Annotated in this window: 13 protein-coding genes; 5 read left to right on the top strand and 8 right to left on the bottom strand. The window is 58.5% G+C overall.

What is annotated here, in order from left to right; genetic code table 11:
- Nucleotides 1-5 precede the first annotated feature (5 nt).
- Nucleotides 6-203: a YbdD/YjiX family protein gene (locus CKW21_RS25505; protein WP_095196638.1), complete on the top strand. Its 198-nt coding sequence runs from the start codon at nucleotides 6-8 to the stop codon at nucleotides 201-203.
- A 160-nt stretch (nucleotides 204-363) separates the two neighbouring features.
- Nucleotides 364-1,335, top strand: a complete 972-nt coding sequence (gene yjiA, locus CKW21_RS25500; protein ID WP_095196637.1) for a GTPase — start codon at nucleotides 364-366, stop codon at nucleotides 1,333-1,335.
- A 90-nt stretch (nucleotides 1,336-1,425) separates the two neighbouring features.
- Here yjiA and CKW21_RS31260 read toward each other — a convergent pair whose 3' ends face one another.
- The 4 genes from CKW21_RS31260 to CKW21_RS25485 all read right to left on the bottom strand — a co-directional run bounded on the left by CKW21_RS31260 (nucleotide 1,426) and on the right by CKW21_RS25485 (nucleotide 8,079).
- Nucleotides 1,426-1,992 (bottom strand): hypothetical protein, encoded by a 567-nt coding sequence (locus CKW21_RS31260; protein ID WP_141233023.1) that lies wholly within the window; start codon nucleotides 1,990-1,992, stop codon nucleotides 1,426-1,428.
- A 22-nt stretch (nucleotides 1,993-2,014) separates the two neighbouring features.
- Nucleotides 2,015-2,545 carry a hypothetical protein gene (locus CKW21_RS25495; protein WP_095196636.1) on the bottom strand — a complete coding sequence of 177 codons (531 nt, stop codon included), beginning with the start codon at nucleotides 2,543-2,545 and terminating at the stop codon, nucleotides 2,015-2,017.
- A 210-nt stretch (nucleotides 2,546-2,755) separates the two neighbouring features.
- Entirely contained in the window at nucleotides 2,756-4,009 is a 1,254-nt protein-coding gene (gene glyA, locus CKW21_RS25490; RefSeq protein ID WP_095196635.1) for a serine hydroxymethyltransferase, read from the bottom strand.
- A 221-nt stretch (nucleotides 4,010-4,230) separates the two neighbouring features.
- On the bottom strand, nucleotides 4,231-8,079 hold the full coding sequence (locus tag CKW21_RS25485; RefSeq protein WP_095196634.1) for a bifunctional diguanylate cyclase/phosphodiesterase: 3,849 nt from the start codon (nucleotides 8,077-8,079) through the stop codon (nucleotides 4,231-4,233).
- A 284-nt stretch (nucleotides 8,080-8,363) separates the two neighbouring features.
- Here CKW21_RS25485 and ettA point away from each other — a divergent pair, with 284 nt between their 5' ends.
- Entirely contained in the window at nucleotides 8,364-10,028 is a 1,665-nt protein-coding gene (gene ettA / locus CKW21_RS25480; protein ID WP_007970893.1) for an energy-dependent translational throttle protein EttA, read from the top strand.
- Between the two features lie 347 nt (nucleotides 10,029-10,375).
- A complete protein-coding gene (gene gdhA / locus CKW21_RS25475) occupies nucleotides 10,376-11,713 on the top strand; it encodes an NADP-specific glutamate dehydrogenase (RefSeq protein ID WP_095196633.1) in 1,338 nt (445 codons plus the stop codon).
- Here gdhA and CKW21_RS25470 read toward each other — a convergent pair.
- The 4 genes from CKW21_RS25470 to CKW21_RS25455 all read right to left on the bottom strand — a co-directional run bounded on the left by CKW21_RS25470 (nucleotide 11,710) and on the right by CKW21_RS25455 (nucleotide 15,197).
- Nucleotides 11,710-12,204: a GreA/GreB family elongation factor gene (locus tag CKW21_RS25470; protein ID WP_095196632.1), complete on the bottom strand. Its 495-nt coding sequence runs from the start codon at nucleotides 12,202-12,204 to the stop codon at nucleotides 11,710-11,712. The two genes, gdhA and CKW21_RS25470, sit on opposite strands and share 4 nt — an antisense overlap.
- 70 nt (nucleotides 12,205-12,274) lie before the next feature.
- On the bottom strand, nucleotides 12,275-12,631 hold the full coding sequence (locus CKW21_RS25465) for a hypothetical protein (protein WP_095196631.1): 357 nt from the start codon (nucleotides 12,629-12,631) through the stop codon (nucleotides 12,275-12,277).
- Nucleotides 12,632-12,761: 130 nt separating this feature from the next.
- A complete protein-coding gene (locus CKW21_RS25460; RefSeq protein ID WP_095196706.1) occupies nucleotides 12,762-14,615 on the bottom strand; it encodes a DUF4105 domain-containing protein in 1,854 nt (617 codons plus the stop codon).
- A gap of 93 nt (nucleotides 14,616-14,708) precedes the next feature.
- Nucleotides 14,709-15,197: a DUF3015 domain-containing protein gene (locus tag CKW21_RS25455; protein ID WP_095196630.1), complete on the bottom strand. Its 489-nt coding sequence runs from the start codon at nucleotides 15,195-15,197 to the stop codon at nucleotides 14,709-14,711.
- Nucleotides 15,198-15,474: 277 nt separating this feature from the next.
- Between CKW21_RS25455 and CKW21_RS25450 the strand changes: the two genes are divergently transcribed.
- A complete protein-coding gene (locus CKW21_RS25450) occupies nucleotides 15,475-17,913 on the top strand; it encodes a Lon protease family protein (protein ID WP_095196629.1) in 2,439 nt (812 codons plus the stop codon).
- Nucleotides 17,914-18,236 lie beyond the last annotated feature (323 nt).

The following is an 18,236-nucleotide window of genomic DNA, read 5'->3' as shown; positions in this document are numbered from 1 at the left end:
GCAGTATGTTCAATGACTTGAGTCGCCTCGGTAAATACCTCGGTCAGGCCGCGCGCCTGATGGTCGGCATGCCTGACTACGACAACTACGTCGAGCATATGCAAAGCAAACACCCGGACAAACCGGTGATGGACTACGAGACGTTCTTCCGCGAACGCCAGGAAGCCCGTTACGGTGGCAAGGGTGGGCCGAAGTGCTGTTGATTCGACAGTCAGGCTGATGCACCCCCTGTGGGAGCGGGCTTGCTCGCGAATGCAATCTGTCATTCAACATTTGTGTTGACTGACACATCGCCTTCGCGAGCAGGCTCGCTCCCACATTTGTTTTTTATTGTTCTCTAATTTTGTGAAAAAGGAGATTCGGGTGTCCTCTCCCATCCCGGTAACGATTCTCAGCGGCTTCCTCGGCGCAGGCAAAACCACCTTGCTTCGCCACCTGCTCAAAGCCGAGCACGGCCTGAAAATCGCTGTGATCGAAAACGAATTCAGTGACGCCGGTATCGACACCCAACTGCTGGGCGACGAACCGGTTCAGGTGATGACGCTATCCAACGGTTGCGTTTGCTGCACCATCCACACCGACCTGACCAAAGCCTTGTACCTGCTGCTCGAGCGCCTGGACAGCGGCGAAATCGCCTTTGACCGTCTGGTGATCGAATGCACCGGACTGGCCGATCCTGCACCGGTGGCACAAACCTTCTTCATCGACGAGGAACTGCGCGAGCGTTACATCCTCGACGGCATCATCACTTTGGTGGACGCGGCACATGCCGAACTGCACCTGACCCAGACCATTGCCCAGGCGCAGATCGGTTTCGCCGACCGTTTGCTGGTGAGCAAGCGCGACCTGGTGGACGAGCCTGCTTTCATCGCGTTGAGTGAGCGCCTGACCCGCATCAACCGCCGCGCGCCCATTCGTGTGGTAGACCATGGCAAGATCGATCTGGCCGAACTGCTCGATGTGCGTGGCTTCAATCTCAATGCTGACCTGGGAGGCGGCGTGAGTTTGCGTCCGGTCAGTACGGCGCCTTCCATCGATCGCATTTCCAGCCTGGTGCTGCGCACCGACAAGCCGCTGGATATCGACAAGCTCAGTGAGTTCATGAACGAACTGCTGGAAGATCATGGCAAGCAGTTGCTGCGTTACAAAGGTGTGTTGAACATCCTGGGAGAGCCACGGCGCATGGTATTTCAGGGCGTATTGAAGCTTTATGGTTTCGACTGGGATACGGAGTGGTCGGACGATGAAACGCGTGAAAGCGTGATCGTGTTCATTGCCGATGATTTGCCGGAAGAGAAGATTCGTGCGGGTTTTGCCAAAGTGGCTGCGAACTGAACCCGCTCGCGTGGTGATAATGAGTTTTTCTGACATCTGAAAGATGCGGGCAAGACGTATACGTCGTGCCCGCCAATTCGGGCGTTTACTTCAGGTTTCATCCGGATGATTGAGGTAGGGCGAATTTCTTTCCAGGATGTTCAGGTTAAAAGCCAGCGCTGTCCCCTCTTTAGCGGCGATATAGGTGTATGGGGAGCCTCGGATTATTAGTGTGTGTAGTACTCCCGAATTTCTAGCTTGTAAATAGATGGAGGGGGTAATGTTGTTCAGGTTTTCAAGGTTGATGGGTATGCCGTTTTCTCTAATTAGATAAAAGGTGTCTGATTTAGTTGAGGGGAATGCACCAATTAATCCATTGTTGTTGGTGCTGAGGCACATTCCATAATGTGGGCCTGGCGAGCGGATGTAGAGTCGATAACCGTTATTGGTATGTCTGAAGTAAAGCGCCAGGCGAGGCCGATAATTTATAGGGACTTCACTTCGTAGTCCTAATAAGTGGGAGTCATCTCGTCTTTGTGAGGGGCCTGTAAAAAATCCACCGCTGGCGCGATTAGGTGTGGAGATCGCCCGTTCGCCATGCATTTCTTCCAGGAAGTGCAAAAGGCTGAACTCAGTGCCAATGGTCGCAATAAAGGATTTTTGTCTATCTGTACTCATTAGAATCTTCCTGCTTGAAGGATCAAGCTGCGCCGCGACTCAGTATCTCAAATTTGAAGTCCAGCGGCCGAGCACTGACTTTCCCCGTGCAGACCAGGCTGCCCACCTTTGTATTGCCCCGAGCGCTCAAAGTACGACCGCCCCTTGTCTGGATCCTGAGGACGGGGGTATCGGTGTTTATCTGGTCCAGCGTGACAATTTGGCCGTTCCCATCGAGCAGGTTATAGGTTGTCTGTTCATGGTCATAACGAAAAGCGCTGATGAAATCCTGGTTTTCATTGCTCAATGCGTAACGGTGGTACAGGCCATCTGTAAGAAGGTAAATAGAGTAATAATCATCGATGCAGTCAAAATAAAATTTTATTTGATTTGCCGGTGCATCGGTTTTTACGCACAGGTAACTTGAAATGTCCATGTTTGCGTCAAATGACCAGGTGTCATAGTCCAGCTTTTTAATCAGGGTGGTTTTTCCGTAAGTTATTTTAGGCAGGTGAAGGTTGCCATGGTTTGTTTTCATCGTGGCGATGAAAGACCGCTCTTGGTTTTTATTCATTTCAGTGCATCCATGTTCTGATATGTATAGGTTGTTTTTCCGAACTCATTCGTTCGGTTATTAAGCTAGCAACTTATATGGGGGGGAGAAAGGCTGTTTTAGAAGGTTGATGTATCAGTGTTTTTCGTGAGTTCTTGAAGCGTTAAAGGCTTAAAGCAGGGGCCAAAAAAAACCCGGCCATCAGGCCGGGTTTTTTTCAAGCTACCGCTATCAGGCGCCGTACACCGGCAGCTTCTTGCAGATCGCCTTGACCTTCTCACGAACGGCGTCGATTACCGCTTCGTTGTTCAGGTCAGCCAGGATGTCGCAGATCCAGCCAGCCAGTTCCTTGCACTCTGCTTCCTTGAAGCCACGAGTGGTCACAGCCGGGGTGCCGAAGCGCAGGCCGGAGGTGACGAACGGGGAGCGTGGGTCGTTTGGCACGGAGTTCTTGTTCACGGTGATGAAAGCCTTGCCCAGAGCGGCGTCGGCGTCTTTACCGGAGATTTCCTGTTTGATCAGCGACAGCAGGAACAGGTGGTTTTCAGTACCGCCCGACACTACGTCGAAACCGCGCTCGATGAACACGCTGGCCATGGCCTGGGCGTTTTTCACCACTTGTTGCTGGTAAGCCTTGAACTCTGGCTGCAGTGCTTCCTTGAAGCAGATCGCCTTGGCGGCGATCACGTGCTCCAGCGGGCCACCCTGGGCACCCGGGAATACCGCGGAGTTCAGCTTTTTCTCGATGTCGGCGTTGGCGCGAGCCAGGATCAGGCCGCCACGTGGACCACGCAGAGTCTTGTGGGTGGTGGTGGTCACGACGTCAGCGAATGGCACCGGGTTCGGGTAGACGCCAGCGGCGACCAGACCAGCCACGTGGGCCATGTCGACGAACAGGTAGGCGCCAACCTTGTCAGCGATTGCGCGGAAGCGTGGGAAGTCCAGAACCTGCGAGTAGGCAGAGAAACCGGCCACGATCATTTTCGGCTTGTGCTCGACCGCCAGGCGCTCGACTTCGTCGTAGTCGATCAGGCCGTTGGCGTCGATGCCGTACTGGATGGCGTTGTACAGCTTGCCCGAGGACGAAACGCTGGCACCGTGGGTCAGGTGACCGCCGTGTGCCAGGCTCATGCCCAGGATGGTGTCACCGGCCGACAGCAGGGCCAGGTAAACGGCGCTGTTGGCTTGCGAACCGGCGTGTGGCTGAACGTTGGCGTAATCGGCGCCGAACAGTTCTTTTGCACGGTCGATGGCCAACTGCTCAACCACGTCGACGTACTCGCAACCGCCGTAGTAGCGCTTGCCCGGGTAGCCTTCGGCGTACTTGTTGGTCAGTACCGAGCCTTGAGCTTCCATCACCGCAGGGCTGGTGTAGTTTTCCGAAGCGATCAGCTCAATGTGCTCTTCCTGGCGCTGAGCTTCTTGCTCCATGGCGGCAAAGAGATCGGCGTCGTACTTGGCAATAGTCAAATCACGGCTGAACATGGCGGTCCTCAAGGATCGGGGGCAGAAAAGGGGGGCATTCTACCCCAACGGGTTTTGGAAGGCATATGAAAGGACATCATGTCGCAGACAAGTGGGCTTCATGCAGGGATCAGCGGTGATCCTGCGGGCCTCTTCGCGAGCAGGCTCGCTCCCACAGGAGATCGCAATCCAATGTGGGAGCGAGCCTGCTCGCGAAGGGGCCGGTCGGAGCACCGAAAATTTCAGTCGAACACGAACAACGCATCATTGCTGAATTGCACTTCGAACTTGTTCGCCGGCATCGGGCGGCCGAACAGGTAGCCCTGAACTTCGTCGCAGCCGTGCTCCCTCAGGAAGTCGAGCTGCTCGTGGGTTTCCACGCCCTCGGCGATCACCGCCAGGTTGAGGCTGTGGGCCATGGCAATGATCGCCCGGGCGATCTGCGCATCCTGTTCGCCCGAAGGCAGGCCATCGACGAAGGTGCGGTCGATTTTCAGCACGTCGATCGGGAACTGCTTGAGATAGTTGAGCGATGAATAACCCGTGCCGAAGTCATCGACCGCGATGCTCAGGCCGAGATTTTTCAGTCCATCGAGTATCTGCATTGCCTCGCTGACTTCACGCATCAGGATACTTTCGGTCAGCTCCAGTTCCAGGCACGCCGGTGGCAGGCCGGTGTCCTTGAGGATGGTGGCGATCCGCGTACCGAGTTGGCCATCGGAGAACTGCCGCGCCGAAATGTTCACCGACACCTTCGGCACCCGTACTTTAGCCTGGTGCCAGGTCTTGAGCTGACGGCAGGCCTCGCTGATCACCCAGTCGCCCACATCCACCACCAGGCCGAGTTCTTCGAGCACCGGAATGAAGTCCCCCGGCGGTACCAGGCCACGGCGCGGATGGCGCCAGCGCAACAAGGCTTCGGCGCCGGTCAGACGTTTACCATCGCCACTGAATTGCGGCTGGTAATACAGCACGAACTCGTTCTGTTCCAGGGCATGACGCAAATCGCTTTCCAGTTCCAGGCGCTCCAGGGCGCTGGCGTTCATGTCCGCCTGATAAAACTGGAAGTTGTTCTTGCCGCGCTCTTTGGCGTGATACATCGCGGTGTCGGCGTTTTTCATCAGCTGGCTGAGTTCGTTGCCGTCCTGAGGGCTCAGGGCGATGCCGATACTGGCGGTGACAAAGAACTCGCGGCCTTCGAGCACGAACGGTTTCACCAGGCTGGCGAGAATCTGTTCTGCAACGTGGATCGCCCGGGTCAAGGCGATTTCACGGTTAGCTCGCGGTTGCAGGAGCAAGGTGAACTCGTCGCCGCCCATGCGCGCTACGGTATCGTCGTCATCGACGCAGCCAAGCAGGCGCGTGGCCATTTCCTTGAGCATGCGGTCGCCGGCGGCGTGCCCCAGGGAGTCGTTGATCGGCTTGAAGCGGTCGAGGTCGAGGAACATCAACACTACCCAGGATTTCTGCCGTTCGGCCGCTTGCAGCGCCGTGTGCAGGCGGTCCTGGAACAGTGTGCGGTTGGGCAGGTGCGTCAAAGCGTCGTAATAGGCGAGGCGGTGAATTCGCTGCTCACTGGCCTTGCGCTCGCTGATGTCGCTGAAGAAGCACACGTAACTGGCCAGGTCGCCTTCGTCGTCCAGTACCGCCGTAATGCCGACCCAGGCCGGGTAATGCTCGCCATTGCGGCGTTTGAGCCAGACTTCGCCTTCCCAGGTGCTGTTCTGGTTCAGTTGCTTGAGCACGTAACGCAGATGGGCTTCCTGCTGCTCGTCGACAGTCAGTATGTTCGGCAACTGGTCGAGTACCTGTTCCACTGCATAACCGCTGACGCGGCTGAAGGCTTCGTTGGCCTGGACGATGTAGCCGGCCGGGTCGGTGATCAGGATCGCCGAGGTCGAGTGCTCGAATACCGTGGCCGCCATACGCAGGTCTTTTTCGGCACGGCGTTGCTGGCTGATGTCGCGACCGACCCCGAGCACGCCTTCGAATGCACCGTGCTCGTCCCAGACCAGCACCAGCCGCAGTTCGATAGGAATCTTGCGCCCGTCGGCCCGCAGGCAGTCGAACAAGAACAATTGGGTCTGCACCTGGTTGCGCAACAGAGCCAGTTGATCGGGTTGATCCAGCGCGTTGTTGACCCGTTCCATCAGGCTGTAGATGCCTGCCAGTTGTTGCGGGTTGGCGATGGTTGATTGCCAGCCGTTCTGGAAAATCCATTCGGCGTCATAACCCAGCACGGCTTGTACCGACGGGCTGACGTAATTGAGCGTCATGCGGTTATCGGTGGAAAAAATCACGTCGCTGATGCTTTCGGCGAGCATCCGGTAGCGCTGCTCACTGTCACGCAGGGACTCACTGGCTTCGATTTGCTCGGTGACGTCCTTGGCCACGCCAATGATGCGGGTCACCTGGTCGTGCTTGTCCCGTGCCAGGGCCTGTTCGCGAATGTCGAAGCGCCGCCATTCACCGTCCCGGTGACGGAAACGCAGCTGGCATTGCATCAATTGGCTGTAGCCACCTTGCCGTTGGGTCTGGCGCGAGCGGTGGTAGTAGTCGGCATCGTCGGGATGCAGGAGGATTTCCCAGAAGTACTCGCCCATCTGGTGCAATTCGGTGCGGTTGTAGCCCAGGGTCTGGCCCAGATGATGGTTACTGAAAATCATGCGCTGGCTGATCACGTCCTGTACGTACAGGTGATCGGGCACGGTGCGTACCACATCAGACCAGAAACCTTCGCGCTCCTGCAGCGACAACTCAATGAGCTTGCGGCTGGTGATATCGGTGATGCTCAGGATCACCGCGTTATAGTCGTCGGGACTTTCCGGCAGGCGCAGCACCAGCCACAGGTGCTGATCACGGCCATTGGCATCCTGGAGTTTGATTTCCAGCTCAAGTTGCTGCTGCTGATGGAATGCCGCTTCGAGTACTTGATTGCCGATGGCGCTGCCATCGAGCGGGTTGCCATCGATCAGCAGGTCCCAGGCTTGCCTGGACGTACTGACATTAAGCAGCTGCAGGGCAACCTGGTTGACTTCGGTAATACGCAGCGCCTGTAGCAAATGTCGGCGTTGCTCCGGGTCATCCAGCCGCGCCTGCAATTGTTCGGTGCTTTGCAGTCGAGCCTTGTCAAAGGCGCTCTTGAGTCCGGACATGTCGAGTACACACAGCGCAACGCCAGTGCCTTCGAAAATTTCCTGATAACGTCGACGCCCTTCATGCAACTGGCGTTGGCGTCGGCGCATGTTCAGCAGGACGACAAACGGCAGCATGGAAAAGGCCAGGCCCAGCAGGCATTTGCCGATGAAGGCCGGCAGCAGCTCTTCGAGCACGCGCTGGCGATCGAACAGCCCACGCAGCTGCCAGTCGCTGCCGCTCAGTGGGACGGTCAGCACACTGTTGCTCAGATCGTCCTGGGTCAGTGTGCCCGGGTTGACCAGTGGCAGCGCGATATCGCGGCTGATGATCTGGTGGTTGAAACGGTTTTCCACCAGCCACTGCGGGCGGCCATCGGCCTCGCTCAGATTGGTCAGGGACGAAAAAAACGTCGGCTTCAGGCGCAAGGCCCAATAGCCACGGGTACTGCCGCTGGCTTGATGCAGCAGCAGGTGCACCACGGAGCCATCGATCGCATTGCTGAAGTAGTGAGGCTGGGCACGACTGCGTCGGACCAGCTCGCCCAGATAGTCGGCGTCTTCGCTGTTGGTCGCGCTGTCAGTGAGGATTGTCCCGGAGGGGCTGAGCAGGGCCAGGCTGGTCAGGTCTGGCAAGGATTTTTGCAGCTTGCGCAGCAGCTCCTGCTGTTCGTCGGTGCTTTGCGGCTGTTCGACGATCGGTAGCAGGTTAAGGGCGATCTGAGCGTTGAGCGCCATGTTCAGGCTGACTTGCGCGGCCAGGTCGGCGGTGTAGTCGATGGTGTACTGCCGCTGATTTTTCCGGGTTTCACGCAACTGGTCCAGCAGCTGCCAAAACAGCAGTGCGAGCAGCAACAGAGCCAGCATCGCCAGCGCGCCTTTCAGGGTTCCGCGCAGGGGCGAACCGGGCGCCGCTGTCGGAGCACTGTTAGTCAGGGACGGAGTGACATTGGACAAACTGTAATCCTGCGGTTTGGCTGGACTGGCGCGACGTGCACTATAAGCCGGACGCCCGGAGGGCGGCTAGCATGCCTTGAGTCGTGGCAAAGTGCCAGTCCCGCTCGGCTGGACGGCCACCTGTCATTGAGGTAGCTTTGCCGGTTACGCGGGAGCGTTCCAGCTCCTAGAATCAGACTTTTTCAGCGCACCCGCATTGATAGTTTCAATCGGATGGCGCGCACAGTCTGGCCAGGCATCGTCTGCGCTCCAATCATTCATCAGTCACTGACCCAAGGTTCTCCATGGCTCAATACGTATTCACCATGCATCGGCTGGGTAAAGTTGTACCGCCGAAGCGGGAAATCCTGAAAAACATCTCCTTGTCTTTCTTTCCAGGCGCCAAGATCGGCGTACTCGGCCTCAACGGTTCGGGTAAATCCACGCTGCTGAAAATCATGGCCGGCGTCGACACCGAGTTCGAGGGTGAAGCCCGTCCGATGCCGGAGCTGAACATCGGCTACCTGCCGCAGGAACCACAACTGGATCCGACCAAGACTGTGCGTGAAGTGGTCGAGGAAGCCGTCAGCGTGATCAAGGACGCCCAGGCGCGTCTGGACGAGGTCTACGCGGCCTACGCCGATCCGGATGCCGATTTCGACAAACTGGCTGCCGAGCAGGCCAAACTCGAAGCGATCCTGCAGGCCAGCGACGGTCACAACCTGGAGCGCCAGCTGGAAGTCGCCGCCGATGCGCTGCGTCTGCCGGCCTGGGATGCCAAGGTCGAACACCTGTCCGGTGGTGAAAAGCGTCGTGTGGCCCTGTGCCGCCTGCTGCTGTCCGCCCCTGACATGCTGCTGCTCGACGAACCGACCAACCACCTGGACGCCGATTCCGTCGCCTGGCTGGAGCACTTCCTGCACGATTTCCCGGGCACCGTGGTTGCGATCACGCACGACCGTTACTTCCTGGACAACGTCGCCGGCTGGATTCTGGAACTCGACCGCGGCGCGGGCATTCCCTACGAGGGCAACTATTCGGGTTGGCTGGAAGCCAAGTCCGATCGTCTGGCTGCCGAATCCAAGCAGCAGTCGGCTCACGAAAAAGCCATGAAGGAAGAACTGGAGTGGGTGCGCAAAGGCGCCAAGGCCCGCCAGTCCAAATCCAAGGCTCGTCTGCAACGCTTCGAAGAAATGCAATCGCAGGAATTCCAGAAGCGCAGCGAAACCAACGAGATCTACATTCCGGCCGGTCCTCGCCTGGGTGACAAGGTCATCGAGTTCAAGAACGTCACCAAGGGCTACGGCGATCGCGTATTGATCGACAACCTGTCGTTCTCCATGCCTAAAGGCGCCATCGTCGGCGTTATCGGTGGTAACGGTGCGGGTAAATCCACGCTGTTCCGCATGCTGATGGGCAAGGAAACGCCGGACTCGGGCAGCATCGAAGTCGGCGAAACCGTCCAGCTTGCTTGCGTGGATCAGAGCCGCGAAGACCTGGACGGCAGCAAGACGGTGTTCCAGCAAATCTCCGACGGTTCCGACCAGATCCGCATCGGCAACTACGAGATCCCGTCGCGTACTTACGTCGGCCGTTTCAACTTCAAGGGCGGCGACCAGCAGAAGTTCGTCAAGGATCTGTCCGGTGGTGAGCGCGGTCGCTTGCACCTGGCCCTGACCCTGAAGGAGGGCGGCAACGTCCTGCTGCTCGACGAACCGTCCAACGACCTCGACGTCGAAACCCTGCGTTCCCTGGAAGAAGCCCTGCTGGACTTCCCGGGCGCCGCCATTGTGATCTCCCACGATCGCTGGTTCCTTGACCGCGTCGCGACCCACATCCTGGCGTACGAAGACGACTCGCAAGCCGTGTTCTTCGAAGGCAACTACACCGAATACGAAGCCGATCGCAAAAAGCGTCTCGGTGAAGCAGCTGCCCAGCCGCATCGTGTACGGCACAAGAAACTGGCCTGATTTCGGGTTGGTTGCTTGAAAAAGAACGGAGCCTTCGGGTTCCGTTTTTTTTTGCGCTTTTTTAGCTGCTTCGAGTTGCGGCTTTCGCGAGCAGGCTCGCTCCCACAGGGAGCGCATTACAATTGTGGGAGCGAGCCTGCTCGCGAAGGCGGAGTCACTGGTGGTGCAAGGGCTAATTTGTAAATCCCTGTTTCAGTGCAAAAGCGGCCGATAATCGGACTGAATTTATATCGGTTGCACCATTTAATTTCATAAATGCGACATTTTGCTCTGTCCTAGTGCGCGTTTCGTTTGTTAAAGTCCGGCCCAATTTCTTCCAACGACAATAAATTTGCCGAGACTTTTCCATGATCGAATCCGTTGAATCCTTCCTTGCCCGCCTGAAAAAGCGCGATCCGGACCAGCCTGAATTCCACCAGGCGGTCGAAGAGGTCCTGCGCAGCCTGTGGCCTTTTCTTGAGGCCAATCCGCACTATCTGACTTCAGGCATTCTGGAGCGGATCTGCGAGCCGGAGCGGGCGGTCGTGTTTCGGGTTTCCTGGGTCGACGATCACGGTAAGGTGCAGGTCAATCGCGGGTTCCGCATCCAGATGAACAGCGCCATCGGTCCATACAAGGGCGGCTTGCGCTTCCATCCTTCGGTAAACCTCGGCGTGTTGAAGTTTCTGGCGTTCGAGCAGACCTTCAAAAACTCGCTGACGTCGCTGCCCATGGGCGGTGGCAAGGGCGGTTCGGACTTCGATCCGAAAGGCAAAAGCGATGCGGAAGTCATGCGCTTCTGCCAGGCCTTCATGAGCGAGCTGTACCGTCACATCGGTGCCGACGTTGACGTGCCGGCCGGTGATATCGGCGTCGGCGCCCGTGAAATCGGTTTCCTGTTCGGCCAGTACAAGCGCCTGAGCAACCAGTTCACCAGCGTGCTGACCGGCAAAGGCCCGAGCTACGGCGGCAGCCTGATTCGTCCTGAGGCTACCGGATTCGGTTGCGTGTATTTCGCTGAGGAAATGCTCAAGCGTCGCGGGTTGACCGTTGAGGGCAAACGCGTAGCGATTTCCGGCTCGGGCAACGTTGCGCAATACGCGGCACGCAAGGTCATGGACCTGGGTGGCAAAGTGATTTCGCTGTCCGACTCCGAAGGCACGCTGTACTGCGAGAGCGGTTTGACCGAAGCGCAATGGCAAGCGGTATTGGAACTGAAGAATGTCCAGCGCGGGCGCATCAGCGAATTGGCCGGCCGTTTTGGTCTGGAATTCCTCGCCGGTCAGCATCCGTGGGGCCTGAGTTGCGACATCGCGTTGCCATGCGCCACGCAAAACGAACTGGATGCCGATGCGGCTCGTGCATTGCTGCGCAACGGCTGCGCTTGTGTGGCGGAAGGCGCCAACATGCCGACCACGCTGGAGGCGGTGGATCTGTTCATCGACGCGGGCATCCTGTTTGCACCGGGCAAGGCGTCCAACGCCGGTGGTGTTGCTGTGAGCGGGCTGGAGATGTCGCAGAACGCCATGCGCTTGCTGTGGACCGGCGGTGAAGTCGACAGCAAGCTGCACGCAATCATGCAGTCGATTCACCACGCTTGCGTGCATTACGGTGAAGAGAACGGTCAGGTCAATTACGTCAAGGGTGCGAACATCGCCGGCTTCGTCAAGGTCGCCGATGCGATGCTGGCCCAAGGCGTGGTTTAAGCCGGTTCGATGCGGATGATCTCGATCAGTTGATCGCCGGCCGGGCGTTGCCAAAGCACCTCGTCACCGAGCTGTGCCCCGAGCAACGCCCGACCCAACGGCGATCCCCAATTGATCAGGCCTTTGGCGGCAACGGCTTGGTCTTCCCCCACCAGTTGCACGCGACGCTCGGTGCCGTGCTCATCAGCGTAAATGACCCAACTGCCGATCTGGACTTTCCTGGTTGAAGTCGCGGGCGGCACGACCTGGGCACTTTGCAGGCGTTGATGGAAGTAGCGCAGATCACGCTCAAGGTTGGCCATCAACTGTTTGTCAGCCTGATCGCCGAGCGCCGATTGTCCGCCGTGCAGCGCCTGCAACTCGGCAACCTTGTTTTGCAGCAGGCTCAGGCCCTCGGGGGTGACGTAATTGGGCTGTGCACTGACCTGCCGTTCGACCGGCTGATCGGCTTGCGCGGCGGCGTTATCTTCATTGACGAAGGCACGACTCATGGTTTTCTCCCGATATAGGGTTTGGGCCATGGTTGCAGGGTTTTAGTTTCGGTGGATGTCTATCAGCGACCTATTGCGAGTGATAGGCCCGGGCGGCGTCCTGATCCTTTTGCTGTTGCCAGGCTTTGTCGCGCTCGTCCCAATGGCGGTTGCGATAGTCCTCGCGGTCCTGGCTTTCGCGCATGGCCTGACATTGGCGAAAACCATCGCTCCAACCCTCGGCGTAGTTTTTGTCTTTCAGATAACGCAGGACATTTTTGCGAAACTCACCGGTGATCGCTCCGGCGGCTTGCCGGCCACTGCTGCAGCCGTCATCGAAACCATCGGCGAACGCCGGCGGGTAACCCTTGGCGATCAGATCCTCGTGGGTTGTCTGGCAACCGGCGATCAACATCAACAAACTCAACACGCCTGCGCAACGCGACATCTCAGACTCCCGGGCCGCAATACACCCTGTATGGAAAGTCTAGGTCGGTGTTCGTGAGGCGATTGTGCAATGGCCGTGAAAAATCCATTCAACACCACAAAAAACCTGTGGGGGCGGCAGCGCTTTTGGGTTAGTAGTGATACCACTTCAGCTCCAGCATCACTTCATTCTCGGGCGTGGCCAGGTGGCTGAATTCACGCTGGGCGCTCAGGCGCAAGCCCAGGTCGCGCGATAACTCCCACTGTTGATTCAGGCTCACGCTGCGGCGCACTTCGCCATTGGTGAAGAAATCACCTTTGGTTTCCAGGCTGAAGTTGCCCAGCGGGTTTTTCCACAGCAGGCCTGTGTTGAAACCTGCGGCCGGTGCGATAAATCCGGCGAAATCATTGTTGTGTTCCACGCGCACGGTGCCCAGGGCGAACCCCAGCAGGTCGTCGCCCAGTTGCCAGGTCCCGCCACCACCGCCATTGACGTGGCTGACCAGGTTCTCATCGTCATGCTTGCCCGGCACCCGCTCCAGGCCGCCAGTGACTTGCCATGAAAGCGGTTGCAGCAGCTCATTGCGCGGGGTCAGTGAGCGGATGGTCGCCAGATCCAGTTGCTGCACCTGCCACTCATTGCCTTCGTACTGACGCAGTTTCAGTTGCAGGATCTCGATCTGCGCGCCCAGGGGGAAACTTTCGGCGTTGTCGTTGAGGTCGTGATAGGCCATGCGCAGGCCATATTCGCCAAAGGCGCGATCGCCGCGAGTGCCGAGGCCGGCCTGCCAGGTGCGGGATTCATGGCCATCCTCGGGCAGGCCGGGTTGCGGGATGTCCAACTCCGGAGCCGGGTTCTGATTGATTGCCCGCAACAGTTCGAAACTGCGCTGCGCCCGCTGCGGGTCACGTTCCTGGCCATTCGCGCGGTAGCGCTCCAGGCGATAGGCCGCGTCGATGATCAGCGCCTGGCGGTCGCGGGGTTGCGCCTTGAAGGCCTGGGTTTGCAAGTGCTGCTGGTCGGCGCTGACTTTCAGCACCCACTGTTGTTCTTCATCGGTCAACGGTTCGGCACGGCTCAGCAGTTCGCGCTCGCGGGAAGGGCGGTACTGGATGGATTCCACCAGACCGGCCTCTTTCACAGCTTTGACGGTGTCGGTGGGGATCGCGGTCAGCGGGAATTGCTCGGTCAGGCGCAGGCTTGGACGCGCCACTTGCAGCAGTTCCAGCAGTCGGTAGGAGCAGTTTTCGTCGAAGAAGAAATAGTCGAATTTGATCTGCTTCAACTCCCAGACGTGCTCGACCATGCGTGCGGTTTCCTGCTCCGTCAGGTTCAGGCGGTATTCCCACAGATCGCGGTTTTCCAGGCTGCGGTATTCCGAGAGTTTTTCCTGGTAGGGCACCAGCGCAAACAACCCCGGATAACCCCCCATCAGGCCTTTCCAGGCGTAGAGGATGCTGTTGTCCGAGCCTTCGATGTAGGCGCCGAAGTTGATCGCGTAACTGAGCAGCGAGGTCTTGTCGCTTTGCACATCCGCCTGATCGATACGCAGCAGGGTGTGGCCGAACATGGAAGACGGGCTGTTGAGGTAGGCCGCCGGGAAAATCATCACCGCGCTATGGGGCGAGACGTCCTTGAACCACTGCTTGAATTCAACGCAATCGGGCGTCGGCAGATCGGTCAGGTTGAGCTGTGCTTTCAACCAGCGGGTACGCGCCGGGTAAACGCATTGTGCATGTTGTTCGCCGGCACTTGCCGGGGCGTACAGTGCTTGTACGGTGGCTGCCAGCTCCTGGTCCGGGTGTTCGTGGCCGTCGGTGGCGAGGAAGAATTTCTGGTCGCTGACATAGCTGCGCCAGCCACCGAGCTTGGCGGTTTCGTAATGACCCAGGGAAATCCAGAAAGGGTCATTGGCCAGTTGCTGCAAACGTTGAGGGTCGATGTGGGGCGCGGCGGACAGCGGGGCGCAGACACAGAGCGCCAGCCAGGCAAGGCGTTTGAGCATAGTCAGCAACTTAAACAGGAAAAAACCAAGACCCAAAGGGGGAGGTCCAAAAAATAAAGCCCGCTTCCCGGAAGAAGCGGGGTGCGCTCGAGCTTAAGCCTGAGTGGCGTACTTGGCCAGACGAGGATCGTTCTTCAGAACGGCCAGGGTGTTGGTATGCACATCTTCCGCGGTCACGTCAGCCTTGCTGAAGATCTGCTGGAAGTGCTGGTGAGTGACGGCGGCGAAGTGCGCACGGTCTTCCGGCGCCACGCCCAATACCACGGCATAAGTGGTCAGCGCTTCGCCCTGACCTTTAGCCATGTCTTCGGACAGCTCGTTCATCATGCCATTCATGGCAAACCAGGATTTGCCGCCATAGGTCAGCGACGCGTTGGTGGAGCAACCGTTGGTGCCGGAAGTCATACCGAAGGTTGCGTTACCGGAAGTGCCGTTGGTGGTGGATGCCAGGAAGTGAGCCGGAGTACCACGCTGACCTTCGAACAGCATGTTGCCCCAACCGCAATCCGGGCCGCCTGGCGCCTGAGCCATGGCGTTGATGGATACAGCGGTGAAGAGAGTACCAAGAAGAATCCGTTTCATAGCTTTGTTCTCTTTATGTGCGTACCAATGGACAAGGGTTCTGGCGCCTATCTCGCCAGTTTGGACCGGTTATTAATCCAGTCGCGCAGTTTGGAGTTTAGGCACGATCATGGGGTTCCGTGATTTTTTGCAAAACATTCGTTGAAAACAGGGATTTGGCGCTGCTCTGCGCCGGGGTATCGACTTGTCTATGCTTTGGTCAGAGGCGCTCCTTGCCAGTCAGGCATGGGCGGCGCCAGAATGCCGCTATCTGCCCCGCCTGATGTAAGGAAGCCCGATGCCTGATCCTGTTGCTGCCAGCTTGCGTCTAGCGCCCGAAGCGCTGACCCGTCCGTTTTCCGCTGAACAGTTCAGCTTCTCTACCACCAATGATCTGGAGCCCTTCCGCGGTGTGCTTGGCCAGGAACGTGCGGTCGAAGCCTTGCAGTTCGGTGTGGCCATGCCACGCCCCGGTTACAACGTATTCGTCATGGGCGAACCCGGCACCGGCCGGTTTTCGTTCGTCAAACGCTACCTGAAGGCCGAAGGCAAGCGCCTGCAGACCCCGGCGGACTGGGTCTACGTCAATAATTTCGATGAGCCGCGGGAGCCGCGCGCACTGGAGTTGCCCTCGGGCACCGCCGGTGCCTTTATCGGTGACATCAACGGGCTGATCGACAACCTGCTGGCAACCTTTCCAGCGGTGTTCGAACACCCGTCCTACCAGCAGAAAAAAAGTGCCATCGACCGCGCCTTCAACCAGCGCTACGACAAGGCGCTGGACGTGATCGAGCGTCTGGCCCTGGAAAAAGACGTCGCGCTCTATCGCGACAGCAGCAACATCGCGTTCACTCCGATGCTCGACGGCAAGGCGCTGGACGAGGCGGAATTCGCCCAATTGCCGGAAGTCGACCGCGAGCGTTTCCACGACGACATTTCGGCCCTTGAGGAGCGCTTGAACGAAGAGCTCGCGAGCCTGCCGCAATGGAAGCGCGAGTCGAGCAATCAGCTGCGCCATCTCAATGAAGAAACCATCACCCTGGCCTTGCAGCCGTTGCTCTCGCCGTTGTCGGAGAAGTACGCCGAGAACGCGGCAGTCTGCGGTTACCTGCAAGCGATGCAGGTGTATTTGCTGAAAACCGTGGTCGAGCAACTGGTGGATGACAGCAAGACCGACGCCGTCGCCCGCAAACTGCTGGAAGAGCAGTACGCGCCGAGTCTGGTGGTCGGTCATTCGGCCAGTGGCGGTGCGCCCGTGGTATTCGAACCGCACCCGACCTATGAAAACCTGTTTGGCCGCATCGAATACAGCACCGATCAGGGCGCGCTGTACACGACCTACCGGCAGTTGCGGCCGGGTGCGCTGCACCGGGCCAACGGCGGTTTCCTGATCCTCGAAGCGGAAAAAATGCTCAGCGAGCCATTCGTATGGGATGCGCTCAAGCGTGCCCTGCAATCGCGCAAGTTGAAAATGGAGTCGCCGCTGGGCGAGATGGGCCGCTTTGCCACCGTGACCCTGACCCCGCAGCACATTCCGCTGCAAGTCAAAGTCGTCATCATCGGCGCCCGTTCGCTCTATTACACGCTGCAGGACCTTGATCCGGACTTTCAGGAGATGTTCCGCGTCCTGGTGGATTTCGATGAAGACATCCCGATGGTCGACGAGAGCCTGGAGCAATTCGCCCAACTGCTGAAAACCCGCACTTCCGAAGAAGGCATGGCACCGTTGACCGCTGATGCGGTGGCGCGCCTGGCGACGTACAGCGCGCGTCTGGCTGAACATCAGGGACGTTTGTCGGCGCGTATCGGTGATCTGTTCCAACTGGTCAGCGAGGCGGACTTCATTCGCCACCTGGCTTCTGACGAAATGACCGACGCCGGACACATCGAGCGGGCGCTCAAGGCCAAGGCCACCCGTACCGGACGCGTGTCGGCACGGATTCTCGATGACATGCTGGCGGGGATCATCCTGATCGATACCGATGGCGCCGCCGTCGGCAAGTGCAACGGCTTGACGGTGCTGGAAGTCGGCGATTCGGCCTTCGGTGTACCGGCGCGGATTTCCGCCACGGTGTATCCGGGCGGCAGCGGCATCGTCGACATCGAGCGCGAGGTCAATCTCGGTCAGCCGATCCACTCCAAAGGCGTGATGATTCTCACCGGATACCTGGGCAGCCGTTACGCGCAGGAATTCCCCTTGGCGATATCCGCGAGTATCGCCCTGGAGCAATCCTACGGTTACGTGGATGGCGACAGTGCGTCCCTGGGCGAGGCGTGCACCTTGATTTCGGCCCTGTCGAAAACCCCGCTCAAACAGTGCTTTGCCATCACCGGGTCGATCAACCAGTTCGGTGAAGTGCAGGCGGTGGGTGGGGTCAACGAGAAGATCGAAGGTTTCTTCCGGCTCTGCGAAGCTCGCGGCCTGACCGGTGAGCAGGGGGCGATCATTCCACACGCCAACGTGGCCACGCTGATGCTCGACGAGAAAGTGCTGGCCGCCGTGCGCGTGGGGCAGTTCCATGTCTATGCGGTGCGCCAGGCAGACGAGGCGTTGAGCCTGCTGGTTGGCGAACCGGCGGGCGCGCCGGACGAGAATGGCGAGTTTCCTGAAGGCAGTGTCAACGCTCGGGTGGTGGAGCGTTTGCGGGTGATTGCGGAAATGATCAGCGAGGAAGACTTGAAAGAGGCCGAGAAAGAGATGGCGGTCGAGGCGCTGGTGGAGGCCAAGCCGGCCTGATGTAACCTGAGTTCACCTTGTTCCACTGTGGGAGCGACGATTCGACTTGCTCGCGAATGCGATCTGCCAGTCACTATTGTGTTGGCTGACAGGATGCCTTCGCGAGCAGGCTCGCTCCCACATTTCTATCCGGTTCAGGGTGTAAAAGTGCCACTACTCTGACGTCAAACTTCACACAATGACCATTCGGCGCCTTCTGGTTTCGCCTGACGTACCGGTCAAACTTTTCTTCTATTATCAGCTCAAGGATATCGACAGTAATCACTGGATCGAGACAGTCTTCCCGTGGAGGCTGAATACCGGATCTACCGAGGGTCGCCGCC

It is taken from the genome of Pseudomonas sp. Irchel 3A7 (assembly GCF_900187565.1).
In the GTDB taxonomy this organism is placed as follows: domain Bacteria; phylum Pseudomonadota; class Gammaproteobacteria; order Pseudomonadales; family Pseudomonadaceae; genus Aquipseudomonas.
Note: the sequence above shows the minus strand (reverse complement) of the source record. Positions and strands in the feature narration are given on the sequence as shown.